The organism is Lentzea sp. NPDC004789, assembly GCF_053601075.1.
In genome coordinates this window covers 67,167-84,963 of sequence record NZ_JBSGBE010000025.1, presented here as the reverse complement: position 1 = coordinate 84,963, position 17,797 = coordinate 67,167, and the positions used below count along the sequence as shown (strand labels likewise).

General features: G+C 69.4%; 16 protein-coding genes. 8 read left to right on the top strand and 8 right to left on the bottom strand.

What is annotated here, in order from left to right:
• Positions 1 to 63: 63 nt before the first annotated feature.
• Positions 64 to 1,197: a low temperature requirement protein A gene (locus ACWEIJ_RS39470; RefSeq protein WP_449842392.1), complete on the top strand. Its 1,134-nt coding sequence runs from the start codon at positions 64 to 66 to the stop codon at positions 1,195 to 1,197.
• 238 nt (positions 1,198 to 1,435) lie between these two features.
• Here ACWEIJ_RS39470 and ACWEIJ_RS39465 read toward each other — a convergent pair whose 3' ends face one another.
• From ACWEIJ_RS39465 to ACWEIJ_RS39450, 4 genes are all read right to left on the bottom strand, one after another.
• Positions 1,436 to 3,028, bottom strand: coding sequence for a glycoside hydrolase family 13 protein (locus ACWEIJ_RS39465; protein ID WP_449842391.1), 1,593 nt, complete (start codon positions 3,026 to 3,028; stop codon positions 1,436 to 1,438).
• A gap of 57 nt (positions 3,029 to 3,085) precedes the next feature.
• The gene (locus tag ACWEIJ_RS39460; RefSeq protein WP_449842390.1) at positions 3,086 to 3,469 is read right to left on the bottom strand and encodes a globin; all 384 of its coding nucleotides are present in this window, start codon (positions 3,467 to 3,469) and stop codon (positions 3,086 to 3,088) included.
• Positions 3,470 to 3,556: 87 nt separating this feature from the next.
• A complete protein-coding gene (locus tag ACWEIJ_RS39455) occupies positions 3,557 to 4,441 on the bottom strand; it encodes a mechanosensitive ion channel family protein (RefSeq protein WP_449842424.1) in 885 nt (294 codons plus the stop codon).
• A 41-nt stretch (positions 4,442 to 4,482) separates the two neighbouring features.
• On the bottom strand, positions 4,483 to 6,579 hold the full coding sequence (locus ACWEIJ_RS39450) for a prolyl oligopeptidase family serine peptidase (RefSeq protein ID WP_449842389.1): 2,097 nt from the start codon (positions 6,577 to 6,579) through the stop codon (positions 4,483 to 4,485).
• Between the two features lie 247 nt (positions 6,580 to 6,826).
• Between ACWEIJ_RS39450 and ACWEIJ_RS39445 the strand changes: the two genes are divergently transcribed.
• Positions 6,827 to 7,399 carry an HNH endonuclease gene (locus ACWEIJ_RS39445; RefSeq protein WP_112275528.1) on the top strand — a complete coding sequence of 191 codons (573 nt, stop codon included), beginning with the start codon at positions 6,827 to 6,829 and terminating at the stop codon, positions 7,397 to 7,399.
• A 17-nt stretch (positions 7,400 to 7,416) separates the two neighbouring features.
• Here ACWEIJ_RS39445 and ACWEIJ_RS39440 read toward each other — a convergent pair whose 3' ends face one another.
• The gene (locus ACWEIJ_RS39440; protein WP_449842423.1) at positions 7,417 to 7,950 is read right to left on the bottom strand and encodes a DUF2345 domain-containing protein; all 534 of its coding nucleotides are present in this window, start codon (positions 7,948 to 7,950) and stop codon (positions 7,417 to 7,419) included.
• Between the two features lie 228 nt (positions 7,951 to 8,178).
• Between ACWEIJ_RS39440 and ACWEIJ_RS39435 the strand changes: the two genes are divergently transcribed.
• The 3 genes from ACWEIJ_RS39435 to ACWEIJ_RS39425 are packed head-to-tail and all read left to right on the top strand — an operon-like array spanning position 8,179 to position 10,101.
• Positions 8,179 to 9,369, top strand: coding sequence for an MFS transporter (locus ACWEIJ_RS39435; RefSeq protein WP_449842388.1), 1,191 nt, complete (start codon positions 8,179 to 8,181; stop codon positions 9,367 to 9,369).
• Positions 9,370 to 9,389: 20 nt separating this feature from the next.
• Entirely contained in the window at positions 9,390 to 9,635 is a 246-nt protein-coding gene (ctaJ, locus tag ACWEIJ_RS39430) for an aa3-type cytochrome oxidase subunit CtaJ (protein ID WP_449842387.1), read from the top strand.
• Complete coding sequence (locus tag ACWEIJ_RS39425; RefSeq protein ID WP_449842386.1) at positions 9,622 to 10,101, top strand: DUF5130 family protein; 480 nt, start codon at positions 9,622 to 9,624, stop codon at positions 10,099 to 10,101. The genes ctaJ and ACWEIJ_RS39425 overlap by 14 nt, the downstream gene beginning before the upstream one ends.
• Before the next feature lies 1 nt (position 10,102).
• Here ACWEIJ_RS39425 and ACWEIJ_RS39420 read toward each other — a convergent pair whose 3' ends face one another.
• The 3 genes from ACWEIJ_RS39420 to pepN form a co-directional block, all read right to left on the bottom strand.
• Entirely contained in the window at positions 10,103 to 10,771 is a 669-nt protein-coding gene (locus ACWEIJ_RS39420; protein WP_449842385.1) for a GNAT family N-acetyltransferase, read from the bottom strand.
• A gap of 9 nt (positions 10,772 to 10,780) precedes the next feature.
• Positions 10,781 to 11,983, bottom strand: a complete 1,203-nt coding sequence (locus ACWEIJ_RS39415; RefSeq protein ID WP_449842384.1) for a hypothetical protein — start codon at positions 11,981 to 11,983, stop codon at positions 10,781 to 10,783.
• Positions 11,984 to 12,044: 61 nt separating this feature from the next.
• On the bottom strand, positions 12,045 to 14,606 hold the full coding sequence (gene pepN, locus ACWEIJ_RS39410) for an aminopeptidase N (protein WP_449842383.1): 2,562 nt from the start codon (positions 14,604 to 14,606) through the stop codon (positions 12,045 to 12,047).
• Between the two features lie 163 nt (positions 14,607 to 14,769).
• Here pepN and ACWEIJ_RS39405 point away from each other — a divergent pair, with 163 nt between their 5' ends.
• From ACWEIJ_RS39405 to ACWEIJ_RS39395, 3 genes are all read left to right on the top strand, one after another.
• Positions 14,770 to 15,378 carry a mycothiol-dependent nitroreductase Rv2466c family protein gene (locus tag ACWEIJ_RS39405; protein ID WP_449842382.1) on the top strand — a complete coding sequence of 203 codons (609 nt, stop codon included), beginning with the start codon at positions 14,770 to 14,772 and terminating at the stop codon, positions 15,376 to 15,378.
• 38 nt (positions 15,379 to 15,416) lie between these two features.
• Positions 15,417 to 16,262 (top strand): DNA-3-methyladenine glycosylase family protein, encoded by an 846-nt coding sequence (locus ACWEIJ_RS39400; protein WP_449842381.1) that lies wholly within the window; start codon positions 15,417 to 15,419, stop codon positions 16,260 to 16,262.
• A gap of 170 nt (positions 16,263 to 16,432) precedes the next feature.
• Positions 16,433 to 17,785 carry an aldehyde dehydrogenase family protein gene (locus ACWEIJ_RS39395; RefSeq protein WP_449842380.1) on the top strand — a complete coding sequence of 451 codons (1,353 nt, stop codon included), beginning with the start codon at positions 16,433 to 16,435 and terminating at the stop codon, positions 17,783 to 17,785.
• The last annotated feature ends 12 nt before the right edge of the window (positions 17,786 to 17,797 follow it).

Genomic DNA, 17,797 nt, shown 5'->3' with positions numbered 1-17,797 from the left:
TGAAGGTTCTCCTTTGGCGAATTCGCTGCGCCGCAAGCGGATGCGCGTGGCACGATGTCGCGCGTGTCCGCCGAAACCTCCGAGACAGTCGTCGGGGAGACAGCCGAACCCGAGTACCGGGTCTCGACGCTGGAGCTCTTCTTCGACCTGGTCTTCGTCTTCACGATCACGCAGCTGACCAGCACGCTGGCCGCCGACACCTCGCCGCTGGGGTTCGCCAGGGTCGTGATCATGCTGTCCGTGATCCTCTGGATCTACCTCGGGTACCTCTGGCTCACCAACACGGTGCCGCCGAACACGACCTCCCGGCGGCTGCTGATCATGGCCGGCATGGGCGGGTTCCTGGTCATCGCGCTGGCGATCCCCAACGCCTTCGGCAGCGCCGGGGTCGCGTTCGGTCTCGGCTACCTGATCGTGAACCTGGTGCACTCCGGCCTGTACATCTCGGCGGGCGGACCCGGCTCGGCGAAGGCGATGGCCGCGCAGGCGCCGTTCAACATCGGGTCGGCGGTCCTCATCCTCGCCGGCGGCTTCCTGCCCAGCACGTGGCGAGCGGTGGCGTGGGTCGCGGCCGTGGTGATCATGGTCACGGCGCCGTACCTGAACCGGCGGCACGGGGAGTTCCGGATCAGGCCGGCGCACTTCGTGGAACGGCACGGTCTGGTGGTCATCGTGGCGCTCGGCGAGTCGGTCATCGCGATCGGCATCGGCGCGGCGGGTCTGCCGCTCAACCTGCAGCTCGTCATCGCCTCGTTGCTCGGTCTGACGCTCGTCTACCAGCTGTGGTGGTGCTACTTCGGCCACGAGCAGGACGTGCGCGCGGAGCACAGCCTCCAGAGCATGACGCCCGCCCAACGAGCGAAGGCCGCCCTGTCCGCGTTCGGCTGGGCGCACGCGCCGATCCTGCTCGGCATCGTGGTCGTGGCGGTCGGCGTGAAGAAGACGATCGGGCACGCCACCGAGCACCTGCACCTCAGCGGAGCGCTGGCGCTGGGCGGCGGCGCGGCGATCTTCCTGCTGGGTGAGATCTACTTCCGCGCGCAGCTGAAGATCGGCACCAACACGTGGCGGATCATCGCTCTGCTCGCCGCGCTGGCGACGGTGCCCATCGGGCTGTGGCTCGCCATCGCTCAGGTCGCCGCGCTCGTCGCCGTCTTCGGTGCCTTGCTGGCGGTCGAGGCCAAGCTGCGAGCCTGACGCGCACGCTGACGCAGGGGTACCCCCGTGCTGGGAACCCCTGCGTTTCAACGTACTCAGAGGGTCTGACAGTTTCGGGTTCGGAGCCGTGGGCTTTGCCGGCGCCGGCCGGTCCAGGAATCCACGCCGAGATCGTCAGCAGGACCTGCAGGGCGGACGCGTCGGACACGCCCGCCCCAGGCCACGAGGGTCACCGAATCGGGAGAACCCAACGTGGTCAGACGGTCTGACAGTCCGCTCAGACCAACCAGACCGCGGTGTCGGGCGGCAGCTGGTCGCCGTCCATCGAGCCGGACGACAGCAGCACCTGACCGGGCGGAAGCGGCACGGACGCACCGGACGTGTTCAGCGCGCAGATCAGACCACCGCCCTTGCGCCTGAACGCGAAGCAGCCCGCCGGGGCGCCGTACCACTCCAGCTCGTCGCCGGAGAACGCGGCGTTGGTCTTGCGGTGCTCCAAGGCCTCCCGGTACAGCGACAGCATCGAACCGGGGTCCTCCAGCTGCGCTTCGGCGGTGAGGTGGTCCCACTCGTTCGGCTGGGGGAGCCAGGTGTTGACCGCCGAGGAGAAGCCGAACGGCGGCGTGGTGCCCTCCCACGGGATCGGCACGCGGCAGCCGTCGCGGCCGCGCTCGGTGTGGCCGGAGCGCTCCCACGTCGGGTCCTGCAGGGCCCAGTCCGGCAGCTCCACGTTCGGCAGGCCGAGCTCTTCGCCGTTGTAGAGGTAGATCACGCCCGGCAGCGCCAGTTCGACCAGCGTCATCGCGCGGGCCCGCTGCTCGCCCAGCGCGCCGCCGCCGTAGCGCGTCACGTGCCGCACGACGTCGTGGTTGGACAACGTCCAGGTGGCGGGCGAGCCGGTCAGGGCCACGGCGCCCAGCGAGTGCTCGATCGCCGAACGGACCGCGTCGGCGTCGAAGTCGGCCTCGACCAGGCGGAAGTTGAAGCCCAGGTGCAGCTCGTCGGGGCGGACGTAGGCGGCGAACCGCTCGTCGTCCTTCACCCAGATCTCGCCGACGGCCATGGTGCCGGGGTAGCCGTCCATGACCTTGCGGATCATGCGGTGGATCTCGTGCACGCCGTCGTTGTCGAACCGCGGGTCGTGCGCGTCGTCGGACAGCACGCCCGGCACCTGGACCCGGATCTCCATGTCCGGCAGGCCTTCCGGCTTGGCCATGCCGTGCGCCACGTCGATGCGGAAGCCGTCGACGCCGCGGTCCAGCCAGAACCGCAACGTGTGCTCCAGATCGGCGCGGACCTCCGGGTGCTCCCAGTTGAGGTCGGGCTGCTCCGGCGCGAACAGGTGCAGGTACCACTGGCCGTCGGGCACGCGGGTCCAGGCGGGGCCGCCGAAGACGGACACCCAGTTGTTCGGCGGTTGGGAGCCGTCGAAACCGCGGCCCTCGCGGAAGATGTAGCGCGACCGCTCCATGCTGCCGGGACCGGCCTGCAGGGCCTCCTGGAACCACTCGTGCAGGTCGCTCGTGTGGTTCGGGACCAGGTCGACGGTCACGCGGATGTTGTGCTCGTGGGCGTCCGCGACCAGCCGGTCGAACGCGGCCAGGTCACCGAACAGCGGGTCGACGTCGCGCGGGTCCGCCACGTCGTAGCCGTGGTCGGCCATGGGGGAGCGGTAGAACGGGGTGAGCCACAGGGCGTCGACACCGAGCAGTTCCAGGTAGCCGAGGCGGGACCGGATGCCGTCGAGGTCGCCGACGCCGTCGCCGTTGGAGTCGGCGAAAGAGCGCACGTAGACCTGGTAGAAGACGGCGTCACGCCACCAGACTGACTCTTCGGCGATCTCGGGGGTGAGGTCGGAGGATCGTCGCACGGGGGGTCATCCTGCCATTCGTCTCGCTGCGAAAGGACCCGATCGGGTGATGGTCGATCAAGACCAGCTGTTCATCAGGCTGTTCGCGGCCATCTCCAGGTAGTCCCAGAGCTGCTTGCGGTGGGCCTCGTCCAGGCCGGCCTCGTCGACGGCGATCCGCATGCAGCGCAGCCACGCGTCGCGCTCGATCGGTCCGATCTTGAACGGCACGTGGCGCATCCGCAGTCTCGGGTGGCCCCGGTTCTCCGAGTAGGTGTGGGGGCCTCCCCAGTACTGCATCAGGAACAGCCGCAGCCGCTCCTCCGCAGGTCCGAGGTCGGATTCCGGGTACAGGGGCAGGAGGATCTCGTCGGCCTTCACCTCTTTGTAGAAGCGCGCGACGATGCGGTGGAACGTCTCCTCTCCACCGACCTGTTCGAAGAAGTTCACGGGGTTGCCCACACGACCATCCTGACTCACGCGGGCCACCGCGTGCAGGGCGCCCCGGCGATTGGCCGTCTCGAATGGGTGTTCGACGCCGCTCGGCCGTCACTTGGCCGTGAAGCCGGCCTCCTCCAGAGCGGGCATGAGCTGCGCACGGAGGTTGCGCTGGACCGCCCACTGGCGGCCGGGCCGCGTCTTCACGGTCACCCGCAGCGTGATGTTGTCCGGTGTGAACTTCTCCACACCGAGCACCTCGGGCTTGGCCGTGATGTCCGCCTTGACCGGATCCATCTCGGCGACCTCGGCGACCTTGCGCTCCAGCACCTTGGTCGCCTCGGCGAGGTTGGCGCCGTAGCTCAGCGGCAGGTCGACGACCGCGACCGCGAAGCCCTGCGACGAGTTGCCGACGCGCAGGATCTCGCCGTTGCGGACGTACCAGACGGTGCCGCCCGTGTCGCGGATCGTCGTGGTGCGCAGTGCGACCGCCTCGACGGTGCCGGTGATCGACGGGCCGAGGTCGACGACGTCGCCGACCCCGTACTGGTCCTCGAGCAGCATGAACATGCCGGACAGGAAGTCCTTCACCAGGTTCTGGGCACCGAAACCGATGGCGACGCCCAGGATGCCCGCCGAGGTCAGCACCGGCGTGATGTCCATCCCGACCACGATCATGATCTCCAGGAACGCGATTCCGAAGATCATGAGCGTGACGAGCGACTTCAGCACCGAGCCGATCGTCTTCGCGCGCTGCTCCCGGCGCTCGGAGACCAGGTTCCCGAGCGCCTGAGGTGCGCGTTCGCGCAACGGCTTGAGCAAGCCCGGCTTCTTGCCCTCCTTGCCGGGCGTGGTGATCCGGTCGATGATCTTGCGCAGCACGGCCCGCAGCACGAAGGCGACGATCAGTATCACGACGATCTTGATCGCGCCCGCGATGATGTCCGGACCGTGCTGCTCGAAGAACGTGACCGCACGGGTGGTCTTGTCTCCGATGTCATCAACGGGACTCGTCGTCAGCACGTGGTCGTGCCCTCCTACAACTCCATGCCGGTGGCATTCGCGAGAAACGTCAGCTGGTCCACGGCGAGAGCGACCGTCCGGCTGACCGATCGGCCCGCGTGACCCACTTCGGTCTCGCGCCTGATCAGCACGGGGTGCTTGGCCGGATCACTGGTCGAAGCGTGCTGCAGTGCCGCGCACATCTTCCTGGCGTGGTTGGGGTCCACACGAGAATCCGACTCGAACACCGTGAACAACACGGAAGGGTACTCAACATCGGCTTCGACGCGGTGGTACGGAGAGTAGGACAACAGCCAGTCCAGCTCCTCGGAAACGCTTGCGCTGCCGTACTCCTCGGCCCACAACCGTCCGAGCAGGAACTTCTCGTAGCGCACCATGTCGAGCAGTGGCGCTGAGCACACCACGGCCGCGTACAGCTCGGGGCGCTGGGTCAGCGCGGCGCCGACGAGCAGGCCGCCGTTCGAGCCGCCCATGATCGCCAGCTGCTGCGGTGTGGTCCAGCCGTCGCGCACCAGGCGTTCCGCGGCGGCGTGGAAGTCGTCGAACACGTTCTGCTTGTTGGCGCGCATACCGGCGACGTGCCACTCCTCGCCTTCCTCGTCGCCACCTCGCAACGACACGTGCACCCACACGCCGCCCGCCTCGACCCACGCCAGCGTCGTCGCGCTGTAGCCGGGGCCGCGGCCGATCGCGAAGCCGCCGTAGCCGGTGAGCAGCGCGGGACGGGGCAGGTCGGGCTTCTGCTCGCCGCTCACCACGAACATGCGGACCGTCGTGCCGTCCTTGGACGTGTACGCGATCTGCTGCGTCGTCACCGCGGGCAGCTCGACGCGCCCAGGTGCGGCCTCGTGCAGCACGGTCTCGCCAGAGGACTTCGAGAACCGGTACACCGACTGCGGCGTCACGAAGTCCGTCCACCCGAACCACACCGTGTCCTGGTCGTGGTCGGTGGCGGCGTCCACAACGGACATGCCGTGCAGCGAGCCCGTGCCCGGCAGCGGGATTTCCAGCTGGTGCGCGCCGGTCGCGGCGTCGTGCAGGTGCAGCTCGGACACCGCGTGCCGGGTGCGCAGAACGACCAGGTCGCCGTTCAGCCAGCGCACGCCGTCCAGCACGGAGTCCTGCTCCTCGCTGATCAGCTCGGTCCACTCGGTGGGGTTCGCCGGGTCGGCCACGCAGAGACGTTGCCGGGGTGCGTTGTGGTTGGTGTGCAGGTACAGCCTGCCGTCACGGGCGACGAAAGCCGAGCACTGCACGCCGGCCTCGGTCAGAATCACCGGCTTGAGCGCGCCGTCGCCGTGCAGGTCCGCGATCCACACGGAGTCGTGCTTCATCGTGGTGGGTGCGCCGCTCACGACCAGCCAACGGCCGTCGTGCGAGACGTTCAGCGTGTAGTAGAAGGTGTGCGCCTGGCCGTCGCCGTGGACGTTGAGGTCGGTCTCCGGGTCCGTGCCGACGCGGTGGCGCCACACGCGGCGGTGGAACAGCTTCTCGTCCTCGGGCAGCAGCGCCGGGTCGAGTTGGCGCACGTAGAAGAACTCCTCGCCGCCGGGAAGCCAGCCGATCGCGGAGTAGCGGCACCTGTCGATCGGGCCCTCGATGAGCTCGCCCGAGTCGACGTCGATGACGTGCAGCAGCGAGTGCTCGTCGCCGCCGACCGACACCTGGTACGCGAGGCGCTCGCCTTCGAGGCTCGGGGACCAGCTGTCGAGGGTCGTGCGGCCCGATGGGTCGAGCGCGCTCACGTCGAGCAGCACGCGTTCGGTGCCGTCGGTTTCGCGCACCATCACGACGGGATGGTCCTGCTCGGGGCCGCGGCGGGTGAAGAAGGCCCTGCCCGCGCGCCAGGCCGGGGTGGAGACCGAACCCGTGCGCATCAGCTCCTTCAGCCTCGCGTCGAGGCGGGCGCGGCCGGGCATCGCGTCCAACCAGGAGCGTGCGAGCACGTCCTGCGCCTGCGACCACGACTCGGTGCGGGGATCGCTCGTGTCCTCGAGCCAGCGGTACGGGTCGGCGACGTCACGACCGTGAATCTGCTCGACGAGGTTTAGCCGCTCGGCGATCGGGTAGGTGATCGTCGCAGGCAGTGGTGTGGAAGGAGCCTCTGTCACCTTGTCAAGAGTAGCGGGCGATGAAAACCATCTCCGATACGGAGCTGGTTAACCCCAGGTTTGATCACACATCCATGACGCGTCACTTATCACACGTGATTTTTTGCTGGTAAGTGTGGTCTCCTATGGCTGAACCGGTGGAGGTGGTCGCGTGCCAGACCGACAACCGACCCCTATCGGCGCCTCGTCACCTGGCGAGACGGCGCCGACGGTCCCCCCATGCCGAAATCAGCCCGAGCTGCGGGCGGTGCCGGATGGAGATCGAGACGGGGGAGGTTCCGGTCCGACGCCGGCGGTTTTCCCCTGGGGAAGACGCAAAGTTCTGCTGCTGAACGCCACGTTCGAGCCGCTCACGGCCCTGTCACTGCGCCGGGCGGTCGTGCTGGTGGTGTGCGGCAAGGCCGAAGTCGTGCACGGAGACGCCTCCGGGCTGGTGCTGCACTCGTCGAAGTCCGAGGTGCTCGTGCCGTCCGTGATCCGGCTGAGCACCTATGTCCGCGTTCCCTATCGCGGTCGCGTGCCGATGACCCGTGCCGGGCTCATGCACCGTGACCGTTATCGCTGCGCCTACTGCGGCGGGCGGGCCGAGACGATCGACCACGTCGTGCCTCGCTCGCGTGGCGGACCTCACACCTGGACCAACTGCGTGGCCTGCTGCGCGAAGTGCAACCACCGCAAGGCGGACAAACTGCTGTCCGAACTGGGGTGGCGGCTGCGCGTCGTGCCCGCGGCGCCGCGTGGACCTCACTGGCGGCTGCTCGCCGGGGTGGCCGAGGCTGATCCTCAGTGGTTGCCGTACCTGGGCGAACCCGCGGCCTGATCCGCCTTCCGGCTGGGTCAGGCCGCGAGGCTGAAGTCGTTCTGGCGTGCCGTGATGCGCACGGAGTCGTCGAGTGCCGTGATGCGGACGCTGTCGTCGTGCGCGGTGATCCGCACGGAGTCGTCGCGCTGGGCGGTGATGCGGACGCTGTCGTCGTGCGCCGTGATGCGCACGGAGTCGTCCATGGTGATGCGGACGCTGTCGTCCTGAGCCGTGATCCGGACCGAGTCGTCCATCGTGATGCGGACCGAGCCCTCACGCGCCGTGATCCTGACCGAGTCCTGCCGGGCGGTGATCCGAACGGAGTCCTCACGGGCAGTGATTCGCACCGAATCGGACATGGTGATCCTGACCGAATCGCTCGCCGTGATGCGAACGGAGTCTGCCATCGTGATGCGCACCGAGTCTGCGGCAGTGATGCGCACCGAATCGGCCGCGGTGATCCGAACGGAGTCACGCGCCGTGATGCGAACGGAGTCACTTGCCGTAATGCGCACTGAATCGTCCTTGTACTTCGGAAGAGTGACGGACAGGGCCTGGGGGCGGGTCATCGTGAACATTTTGTGTCCTCCAGGACGCTCGGTACGGCTGCGCAAGAGCCGTATAGGTGAAAAGCTAAGAGGTGGGTGTTCCGGGAACAAGACCCCAAACCGGCACCCGTTCGCATCCGACCGGGTGAGGCCTGACCGGGTGTAACCGCTGCGCCGCACGAGAGCACTCATTGCCCTTACTGGCCGGTATGGACACGCTCTGTAGCGTTCAAACTGATGGAACGTGACATGCGTCATACCGCTGGAGGCGTGCGCGGACGCGGGTTCCGAGCCCTCACCGCTGCCTGGGCGGTGTCGCTCGTCGGGGACGGCGTGCGCATCGTCGCGTTGCCGTTGTTCACCGCCGCGAGCACGCGCGATCCGCTCGCGGCGTCCGCCGTGGCCGTCGCGACAACGCTGCCGTGGTTGCTCGTCGCGTTGCCCGCTGGCGCGTTCGTGGACCGCTGGAAACCGCGAACCGTTGTCGTGGTGGCACATTGGCTGCGCGGCGGGGTGACCGGACTGCTCGCCCTGGCGGTCCACACCGGACACGCCACGGTCGTCGTCCTGTGCGCCACGGCTTTCGTGCTGACCTCCGCCGAGACGTTCGCGGACTCGGCGTCGCAGGTGCTGCTGGTCGAACTGGCGGGCCCGGACGAGCTGGAGGCGGCGAACGGCAGGTTCGTCGCGGTCGAGACGATCGGCATGGACCTCGCGGGCCCGCTGGCCGCCGCCGTGCTGTTCTGGTGGGCGCCCGCGGCCTGCTTCGCGCTGGACGCGGCGTCGTTCGTCGTGGCGGCGGTGCTGGTGTCCCGCGTGCCAGACGTTGCTCCGGACCGCTCAGGCGGTGATCTCCGCGGACGGCTGGCGGAGGGCGCGCGGTTCCTCGTGCGGACCCCTGGCCTGCGGTCACTGGTAGTTGCCGTGGCAATCACAGCTGTCTGTGCGGCCGCGGTCAACGCCATGCTGGCGCTCTACTCCATCCAGGTGCTGGGCCTCGCCGAACCGGTGGTTCCCGGCCTGGTCGTGTGCATGGCGGCGGGTGCTCTGCTAGGCGCCTGGCTGTCGCCGCGGCTCGCGTCGCGGTGGGGTGCCGGCCCGGTGATGGTCGGGTTCCTCGCGCTGCTGGGCGCGGCGTTCGCGTTGTTCGGTCTCGTGCCGTGGCTGGTGGTCGCGGTGGCGGCGTGCGTGCTGTTCGGCGTGGCGTCCGCGGGCTGGAACGTGCTGTCCGCGACCCGCAGGCAACGCCTCACACCAGGCCCGATGATGGGCCGCGTCACGAGCGCCTACCGGGTGCTCGCGTGGGGCCTGTCGCCGCTGGGTGCGGGCCTCGCCGGTCCACTCGCGTCGGCGACCTCGCTGGGTGCCGTCTACGTCGTGGCGGGCACGATCGTGGGATTGACCGCGATCACGCTGGCCCGGCCGCTCACGCGCGGCTGAGTTCGGCTACCGTACCCGCCGTGACCATCGTGGAGACCGTCCTCGTCTTCGCGCTGATCCCGCTGGCTCTGTACGGCGTGATCGCGCTGCTGACGGTGAGGCCAAAGGCCACCCGGATTCCCCGGTACCGGCCCGGCCAGGAGTGGGGCTACGCCCCGGTGTGGTGGAGCGCGAACCCTGCCGGGTTGAGCTCGGACCACCACAGCACCGCCGAGCCCGCCGCGTCGGGCTCGACCGCCAAGGGAGGCGCCCGTGGCAACTGGTAAGGCGATCGAGGCCGTCGACCCGTCGACGCTGCCCCTCGGCGCGGTCGTGACGAACAGCGGCCGCGTGTCCGCCGCGAAGATGTACGAACCGCACGCGCCGGAGCTGCCGTTCACGCCGACCCAGCTCGCGCAGCTGGACGAGGCGCTGACCCTCTCCAGCCGTGTCACGGGCCTGGACTTCAGCGTGTACCTGGGTGAGCTGGGCGCGTCCTCGCGCGAGCGCGCCGAGGAACTGCACGCCTCCACCAACCGTCCGGCGCACCACGTCCTCGTGGCCGTGTCACCGGGCGAGCGCGTCGTCGAGGTCGTGACGGGCGAGGAGTCGCACCGCCGCCTCCCCGACCGCGGCGCCAAGCTCGCCGTGATGAGCATGGTGGCGTCCTTCAAGGAGGGCGACCTCGCGGGCGGCCTGGTGTCGGGCCTGCGCATGCTGACCGACCAGGCGGGCAACGCACCGCGTTCCTGACTCAGCTCGTCGGCAGGCCCTCGGCTTCCTGGCCGAGGGCCTTCGCGTTTCGCGCCACGACCAGGTCGGAGATCTTCTCCCAGCCCAGCGTGCGGTACAGGTGCACGCCCTCGGTGGACGAGAACAGCAACCCGGTCTTCGCGCCGGCCTTCACCGCCTCCCGCACCAGCGCGCCCATCACGACGCTGCCGAGCCCACGCCGCCGGTGCGCCTCCACGGTCCCGATGCGGTGCGCGACAGCGTCTTCGCCCACGACGGCCATGAGCCCGCTCGCCGCCTCCTCGCCGTCCTTGAGCACCTGAACGCCGATGACCGGCGTCCGCCGCACCTCCACGACGTAGCCCGCGGGCGGTTCCGGTGCCGGGTGGTCGGCGAGGAGGCGCTGCATGAACGTCTCGTCCGGCCTGGCCACGGTCATCCCGGCCGCTTCGACCGCCGCGGTCACCTTCTGCGGCGCGTGCGTCAACACGCTGAGCCAGTTCGGTTCCGCGGTGGTGGCGACGGCCCCGGCCACCGCGGTGACGTCGTCCTCGTCGGTGATGATCCACTCGAACTGCCGGCGCGACCGGTTCACGTGGACGACCAGGTGGCCGTCACGGCGTTCGGAGGTGAGGCCGTCGGCCGCGATCCAGCCGCGGTGCCAGCGTTCGGCCAGAGCGCTGATGTTCATGGGTTTCCCTCAGTGGTTGAGCGCTGTCACGATGTCGGCTTCGTCCCGCCAGCCGGACAGGGCCGTTGCGGAGATCAGCAGTCCGGTGGTCGCACCGTCGGCCAGTGCCTCCCGAGCCAGGACGCCCATGAGCACGTCCGCCGGTTCGCCGCTGACGTCGAGAAAGGCCGCGTCCTGGTGGAACACGGCGGCCCGGCCGCGCGCGATCTCCTGGCCGGCACGGGTGATCCGGGCCTCGATGAGATGGGTTCGGGTGACGGTCAGTGCGCAGTCCTCCGGGACCGGTGGCGTCGGGTGCCCTGCCAGTGGGCGGCTCAGGAGCTTCTCCCGCGGCAGCACGCGCAGGCCTCGCTCATGAGCGTGGGCGATCGCCTTCTCGGCCCTGCGGGTGGGGATGGTCAGCCTGGACGGCTGGTGCTCGTGCAACGAGATCTGGCTCAGGTGGAAACGGGTCGCGCCGTCGTTGGTCACGAACAGGTGGAGAACGTCGTCCAGGTGGGCGCGCAGGGCGCTGTGCCCTTCCGGTGACCGCGGCAGCTGCCACGCCGTCGTCCAGCACCTCTGCCAGCGTCGCAGCACTTCTCCCAGGTCCAGGAAGTGTCTTTGGTCGCGATGGCGCTCGTCGTTGATCGCGACGACGACGTCCGCCAGCTCGTGCCAGCCCAGTTTCGCGCAGACGTGCGCGCCGTCCTCCGACGCGGCCAGGGCTCCCGTCGTGGCGCCGGCCGCGAGAGCTTCGCCGACGAGCGCGCCGATCACGACGGTCGCGAGACCCAGACCCTCGCGGTTCCGGGACGTCCCGAAGTAGTGCAGTGCCGCGTCCTGTCCCTCGACCGTCACGAACCCTCGGGCAGCGATGACGCCGTGGTGCGTCACGCACACCTCGATGGCGTCGTCCTGCAGGACCTGCAGCTCGAACCCGGCGGGCACCGGTGGCGCCGGGTGGCCTGCCAAGTCTCGTCGCAGCAGCACCTTCGGTGGCCGCACCACCAGGCCGTGCCGGCCGAGGCGCGCAGCGACGTCCTCAGAGGAGCGGGTCGGCACGAGCAACACTCCGCAGTCCGCCGACCGCACTTCGGACGCCGCCTGCTCGATCTCACCGGGTGAGTCGCCGGTGAGGATCCGCTCGCTGCACCTGCTGTGCTTGAAGCCGGGTGTCCGGGACCAGAGCGAGGTCAGCGCGGCACGGCGGTCTTCGTCCCGGATCGGCACGGTGCCGACGTTACGCGGAGGCCCCGCAACACGCGAACGCGTTGCGGGGCCTCGGGAAACGTCAGGAGCGGTCGAACTCCTGCGCGGCCAGGGCGCGCACGATGCCCGCACGTCCCTCGGACACCAGGCGGCGCAACGCCGGCGGGTGCTCGTCCGCGAGCCACGCGTCCGCGGCCTCCACAGTGGACGGCGCGATCGCCCAGGCGGGGAACATGCCGACCACCATGGACTGCGCGCGTTCGGACGTGCGCCGGTCCCACACGCCCTTCACGTCGGCGAAGTAGCGCTCGACGTACGGCGCGAGCAGCTCCTTCTGACCGGGGTGCGAGATGCCCGCGATGATCGCCTCGCTGACCGCGTTGGGCAGCTCGTCGTCGTTCACCGCGCGGTCCCAGGCCTCGTCCTTGGCCTCGACCGTCGGGCGCAGCGCGCGGGCCTGCTGCGCGCGGCGGTGGCCGGTGGAGGTCGGGTCGCGCTCCTCCTCGGCGTTGATCTCCGGCAGGTCCGCCTTGCCGTGGGCCACGAGGGCCTGCAGCAGACGCCAGCGCAGGTCGGTGTCGACGTCGAGGCCCTCCAGCACGGCCGAACCGTCGTACCAGCCGCGCAGGACATCCAAAGTGGACTCGTCCAGCACCGAGGAGGCCAGTGCGTTCACGAACGCCAGCTGGTGGTCCGATCCCGGCTCCGCGGACTTGGCCAGCTCCAGGGTCTTGGCGACGAACCGGCGCCAGCCCTCGGCACGCCACGAGTCGTCCGCGTAGGAGGACAGCGAGGTCTGGGCCTGCAGCAGAAGCCGTTGCACGACACCGACCTCGGACTCGGCGTGCAGACCGCCGAGCACCAGGTTCACGAAGTCGCGGGCCTTCAGCTCGGCCTCGCGGGTCATCTCCCACGCGGCCGACCAGCACAGCGTGCGCGGCAGCGGCTCGGCGATGTCGGAGATGTGGTCGATCAGCCCGGCCAGCGAGTCCGGGTCGAGGCGCATCGTGCAGTACGTGAGGTCGTCGTCGTTGACCAGCACGATCTTGCCGCGGTGCACGCCGACGAGCTCCGGCACCTCGGTGCGGTCACCGGTCACGTCCAGTTCGTGCCGGTGCGTGCGGACCAGCTTGCCCGAGCCGTCGTCGTCGTAGATGCCCACGGCGATGCGGTGCGTGCGCAGCTCGCCGGCACCTGGACGCGCGCCGCCCTGCAGCACGGCGAACTCGGTGAAGCGGCCGTCGGCGTCAACGGTGAACTTGGGGCGCAACAGGTTCAGGCCGGTCGTCTCCAGCCACTGCGCGCTCCACCACGACAGGTCGCGGCCGGACGCCTCCTCCAGCGCGCCGAGCAGGTCGGCCAGGGTCGCGTTGCCCCAGGCGTGCTTGGCGAAGTAGACCCGCAGGCCCGCCAGGAAGTTCTCCAGCCCGACGTACGCGACGAGCTGCTTCAGCACGGAAGCGCCCTTGGCGTAGGTGATGCCGTCGAAGTTGACCTCGACCGCCTGCAGGTCGGAGATGTCCGCGGCGACCGGGTGCGTCGAGGGCAGCTGGTCCTGCCGGTACGCCCACGACTTCTCGATCTTCGCGAACGTCGTCCACGCCTGCCGGTACTCGGTGGCCTCCGCCTGCGCGAGCACGGACGCCCAGGTGGCGAACGACTCGTTCAGCCACAGGTCGTCCCACCAGCGCATGGTCACCAGGTCGCCGAACCACATGTGCGCCATCTCGTGCAGCACGGTCTCCGCGCGCCGCTCGTAGAGGTAGCGGGTGACGCGGCTGCGGAAGACGTAGTCCTCCAGGAACGTGACGCAGCCCGCGTTCTCCATCGCGCCCGCGTTGAACTCCGGCACGAAGCACTGGTCGTACTTGCCGAACGGGTACTGCACCCCGAACGCCTTGTGGAAGAACCCGAAGCCCTGCTTGGTCTCGGTGAAGAGCCGCTCGGCGTCCATGTGCGGCGCGAGCGAGGCGCGGCAGTAGATGCCCAGCGGGATCCGGAAGTCGCCCTCCACGAACTCGTCGCGCCACTCCGCGTACGGCCCGGCGACCAGGGCCACGATGTAGGTCGACATCGGCTTGGTGGTGGCGAACGTGTGCACGTCCGCGCCGCCCTCGCCGTCCTCGGTGGCGATGATCTCGCCGTTCGAGATGACCTTCCAGTCGTGCGGCGCCGTCACCTTCATCGAGTAGACGGACTTCAGGTCGGGCTGGTCGAAGCACGCGAACATGCGCTTGGCGTCCGCGGTCTCGAACTGCGAGTACAGGTACACGCCGCCGTCGACCGGGTCGACGAACCGGTGCAGGCCCTCGCCGGTGTTCATGTACCGGCAGTCGGCCTCGATGGTGAGCTCGTTGGTCTCCGCGAGGTCCGGCAGGTTGATGCCGTCCTCCTCGCGGTAGGAGGAGACGTCGAGCTCGCTGCCGTTGAGGACAGCGCGGTGCACGGTCGCCGCCACGATGTCGATCCACGAGGAAGCACCCGGAGTCCGGCTGCGGAACACCACGGTGGTGGTGGAGCGGAACGTGTCCGTACCCGGCTTTCCGCCGCCGTCGGTCAGGTCCAGCTCGATCCGGTAGGACTCCACTTCCAGCAGCTCAGCACGTTCCTGAGCCTGGTCGCGGGTGAGGTTGGGCGCGGCCACTGGTCACCTCGTCTGCCGCGCGTGTGGTTACGCGCTGACGTCGTCGGGAATGGTTATGACTCCCGCATCCAATCACGGAACGGGCGTGCGGGAAGAGATGAGAGGGTGATCTCGTTGGGCTGATGGGGCGATAAGCCCACCTACTGTGACTGAAGGGGCACTCATGGCTGAGAAGGCCAAGGTCGACTTCTACTTCGACCCTCTTTGTCCGTTCGCCTGGATCACCTCCCGGTGGATCCTCGAGGTGGAGAAGGTCCGCGACATCGACCTGAGCTTCCACGTCATGAGCCTCGCCGTGCTGAACGAGGGCCGCGACCTGCCCGAGCAGTACCGGGAGCTCATGACCAAGGGCTGGGGTCCCGTCCGCGTCGCGATCGCCGCCGAGCAGAAGTTCGGCAACGAGGTGCTGCCGCGCCTCTACACCGCGATGGGCACCCGGATCCACAACGAGGGCAACAAGGACTTCGCCGAGGTCATCAAGCTCGCGCTGGCCGACGCCGAACTGCCGGCCGAGCTCGCCGAGGCCGCCACCTCGACCGAGTACGACGAGGAGCTGCGGGCCTCGCACCACCGCGGCATGGACCCGGTCGGCATGGACGTCGGCACCCCGACGATCCACATCGACGGTGTCGCGTTCTTCGGCCCGGTGCTGACGAAGATCCCGCGGGGCGAGGAGGCGGGCACGGTCTTCGACGGCGCGCGTATGCTGGCCGGCTTCCCGTACTTCTTCGAGCTCAAGCGCACCAGGACGGGCGAGCTGGACTTCAGCTGACCGTTTTTTGTCGGTGGTGCTCGCTACCGTCTTGAGACATGGCACACCACCGCATCGAAATCGCAGTTCAGGGCCCCTGGTCGCTCGCGACGTCCCGGCTGTTCTGGGAGGGCTTCACCCCGTCCGCGCTGCCCGAGCGCGAGGGCGAGGCGCTGCAGTCGACGTTCCTGGTCGAGGGTGAGTGGCGCCGTGCTTCGGTCTCCGTGACCCAGCGCGGCGCCACTGCCGTTCTAGCGCTGTCCGGAGCCGGCGACCTCGACCTGGCGGCGGCGCAGGTGTGCCGGTTCCTGGCACTCGACGTCGACGGACGCGCGTGGCCGGACGTCGGTGCGCGCGACCCGGTGATCGCCGCGGCGCAGGAGGAGCTGCCCGGCTTACGCCCGTGCGGGTTCTACTCGCCGTACGAGGCCGCGGCGTGGTCGGTGCTGTCGCAGCGGACCAGCATGGTGCAGGCGGCGAAGGTGAAGGCGCAGCTGGCCGTCGACGGCGTGTTCCCGGCACCGGCCGTGCTGCGGTCGATGGACCTCGACCTGCCCGGCCGCAAGCCCGAGTACCTGCGGGCCGTGGCAGAGGCGGCGCTCGACGGTCTCCTCGACGCGGCGACGTTGCGCGCGATGAAGCCGGCGGCGGCCGTGCTGGCGGTGCAGCAGGTCAAGGGCCTGGGGCCGTTCGCGGCCGAGCTGGTGGTGTTGCGCGGCGCGAACGCCCCGGACGCCGTGCCGCACAACGAAGCCCGGCTCACCGACGAGGTCGCGCACCGGTACGGCAGACCGCTGGCCGAGGTGTCCGAGGCGTGGCGGCCGTATCGGACGTGGGCGGCCGTGCACCTCCGGGTGCTGCGTGAGCGGCGGCTGGGAGGTGTGATGGCAGCTTCGGCCCGTTGAGCGCCGCTGGGCCAGGTGGATCGCTGCCGCGTGCCATCGCGCTGTGCCGCCGTGCGCCTCGGTCGCGTATTTTCCCGTGCCACCCCCTCTCGAACGTGACCCCCGCCAGCCGATGTGACAGGCTGACCCGTTGTCAGCTGATTGGTGTCACATCCGCCTGGAGGACTCTCGTGATCGAGGTCGTCAACCCCGCCACCGAGGAAGTCATCGGCACGCTCACCGAAGGCACACCGGCCGACGTCGACACGGCCGTGGCCGCGGCGCTGGCCGCCTTCCCTGCGTGGTCGCAGACCTCGGTGGACGAGCGGGCGAAGATCGTCCGAGCGATCATCGACGGGCTGAAGGAACGTTCCGACGAGCTCGCACGGACCATGACGGCGGAGATGGGCACGCCCATCACGTTCAGCCAGAAGGTGCAGGTCGCGAACCCCGTCGCCATCGCGCAGGGGGTCGCGGACGTGCTGGAGAGCGGCTACTTCGAGCCGGAGGAGATCGGCAACTCGCTGATCTTCCGCGAACCGATCGGCGTCGTCGCCGCCATCACGCCGTGGAACTTCCCGCTGCAGCAGATGGTCGCCAAGGTCGTGCCGGCGCTCGCCGCGGGCAACACCGTGGTGCTCAAGCCGAGCGAGCTCGCGCCGAAGACCGCGGACCTGCTCGCCGAGATCGTCACCGCGGCCACCCCGGAAGGCGTGTTCCACGTCGTCCACGGCACCGGGCCGGTCGTCGGTGAGGCGCTGGCGGCGCACCCGGACGTGGACATGGTGTCGTTCACCGGGTCCACGCGTGCCGGACGACGGGTGTCGGCGGTGGCGTCCGAGACGGTCAAGCGGGTCGCGCTGGAGCTGGGCGGCAAGTCGGCGTGCATCGTGCTGGACGACGCCGACCTCGGGCGTGCGGTGAAGATCGCGGTCGCGAACTCGTTCATGAACAACGGCCAGGCGTGCAGCGCGTGGACGCGGTTGCTCGTGCCCGCGGACCGGCACGACGAGGCCGTGCAGCTGGCTGCCGCGGCGGCGGGCAAGTACGCGCCGGCGGACCCGAGCGAGCCCTCGACGCGCATCGGGCCGGCGGTGTCGAAGGCGCAGCGCGACCGCGTCGTCGGGTACATCCGCAAGGGGGTCGAGGAAGGAGCGCAACTGGCCGCCGGTGGGCCGGAAGCGCCGCTGCCCCACGGGTTCTACGTCGCGCCGACGGTGTTCGGCGGCGTCACGCCGGAGATGACGATCGCCCAGGAGGAGATCTTCGGGCCGGTCCTGTCGGTGATGCCGTACGTGGACGAGGACGACGCGGTGCGCATCGCGAACTCCACGATCTACGGCCTTGCGGGCGCCGTGTTCTCCGCCGACGGCGACCGGGCGATGCGGGTGGCGAAGCGGCTGCGCACCGGCCAGGTCGACATCAACGCGGCCGCGTTCAACACGAGCGCGCCGTTCGGCGGCTACCGCCAGTCGGGCAACGGGCGTGAGTTCGGCAGGTTCGGCCTGGACGAGTTCTGCGAGATCAAGTCGATCCAGCGGTAATTGAGCTGCGAG

Bases quoted from the DNA above. Each gene is read 5' to 3' on its own strand.
- ACWEIJ_RS39420 (WP_449842385.1), bottom strand. From the start codon at position 10,771: ATGAACATCAGCGCTCTGGCCGAACGCTGGCACCGCGGCTGGATCGCG.
- ACWEIJ_RS39405 (WP_449842382.1), top strand. From the start codon at position 14,770: ATGGCTGAGAAGGCCAAGGTCGACTTCTACTTCGACCCTCTTTGTCCG.
- ACWEIJ_RS39440 (WP_449842423.1), bottom strand. From the start codon at position 7,950: ATGACCCGCCCCCAGGCCCTGTCCGTCACTCTTCCGAAGTACAAGGAC.
- ACWEIJ_RS39435 (WP_449842388.1), top strand. From the start codon at position 8,179: ATGCGTCATACCGCTGGAGGCGTGCGCGGACGCGGGTTCCGAGCCCTC.
- ACWEIJ_RS39400 (WP_449842381.1), top strand. From the start codon at position 15,417: ATGGCACACCACCGCATCGAAATCGCAGTTCAGGGCCCCTGGTCGCTC.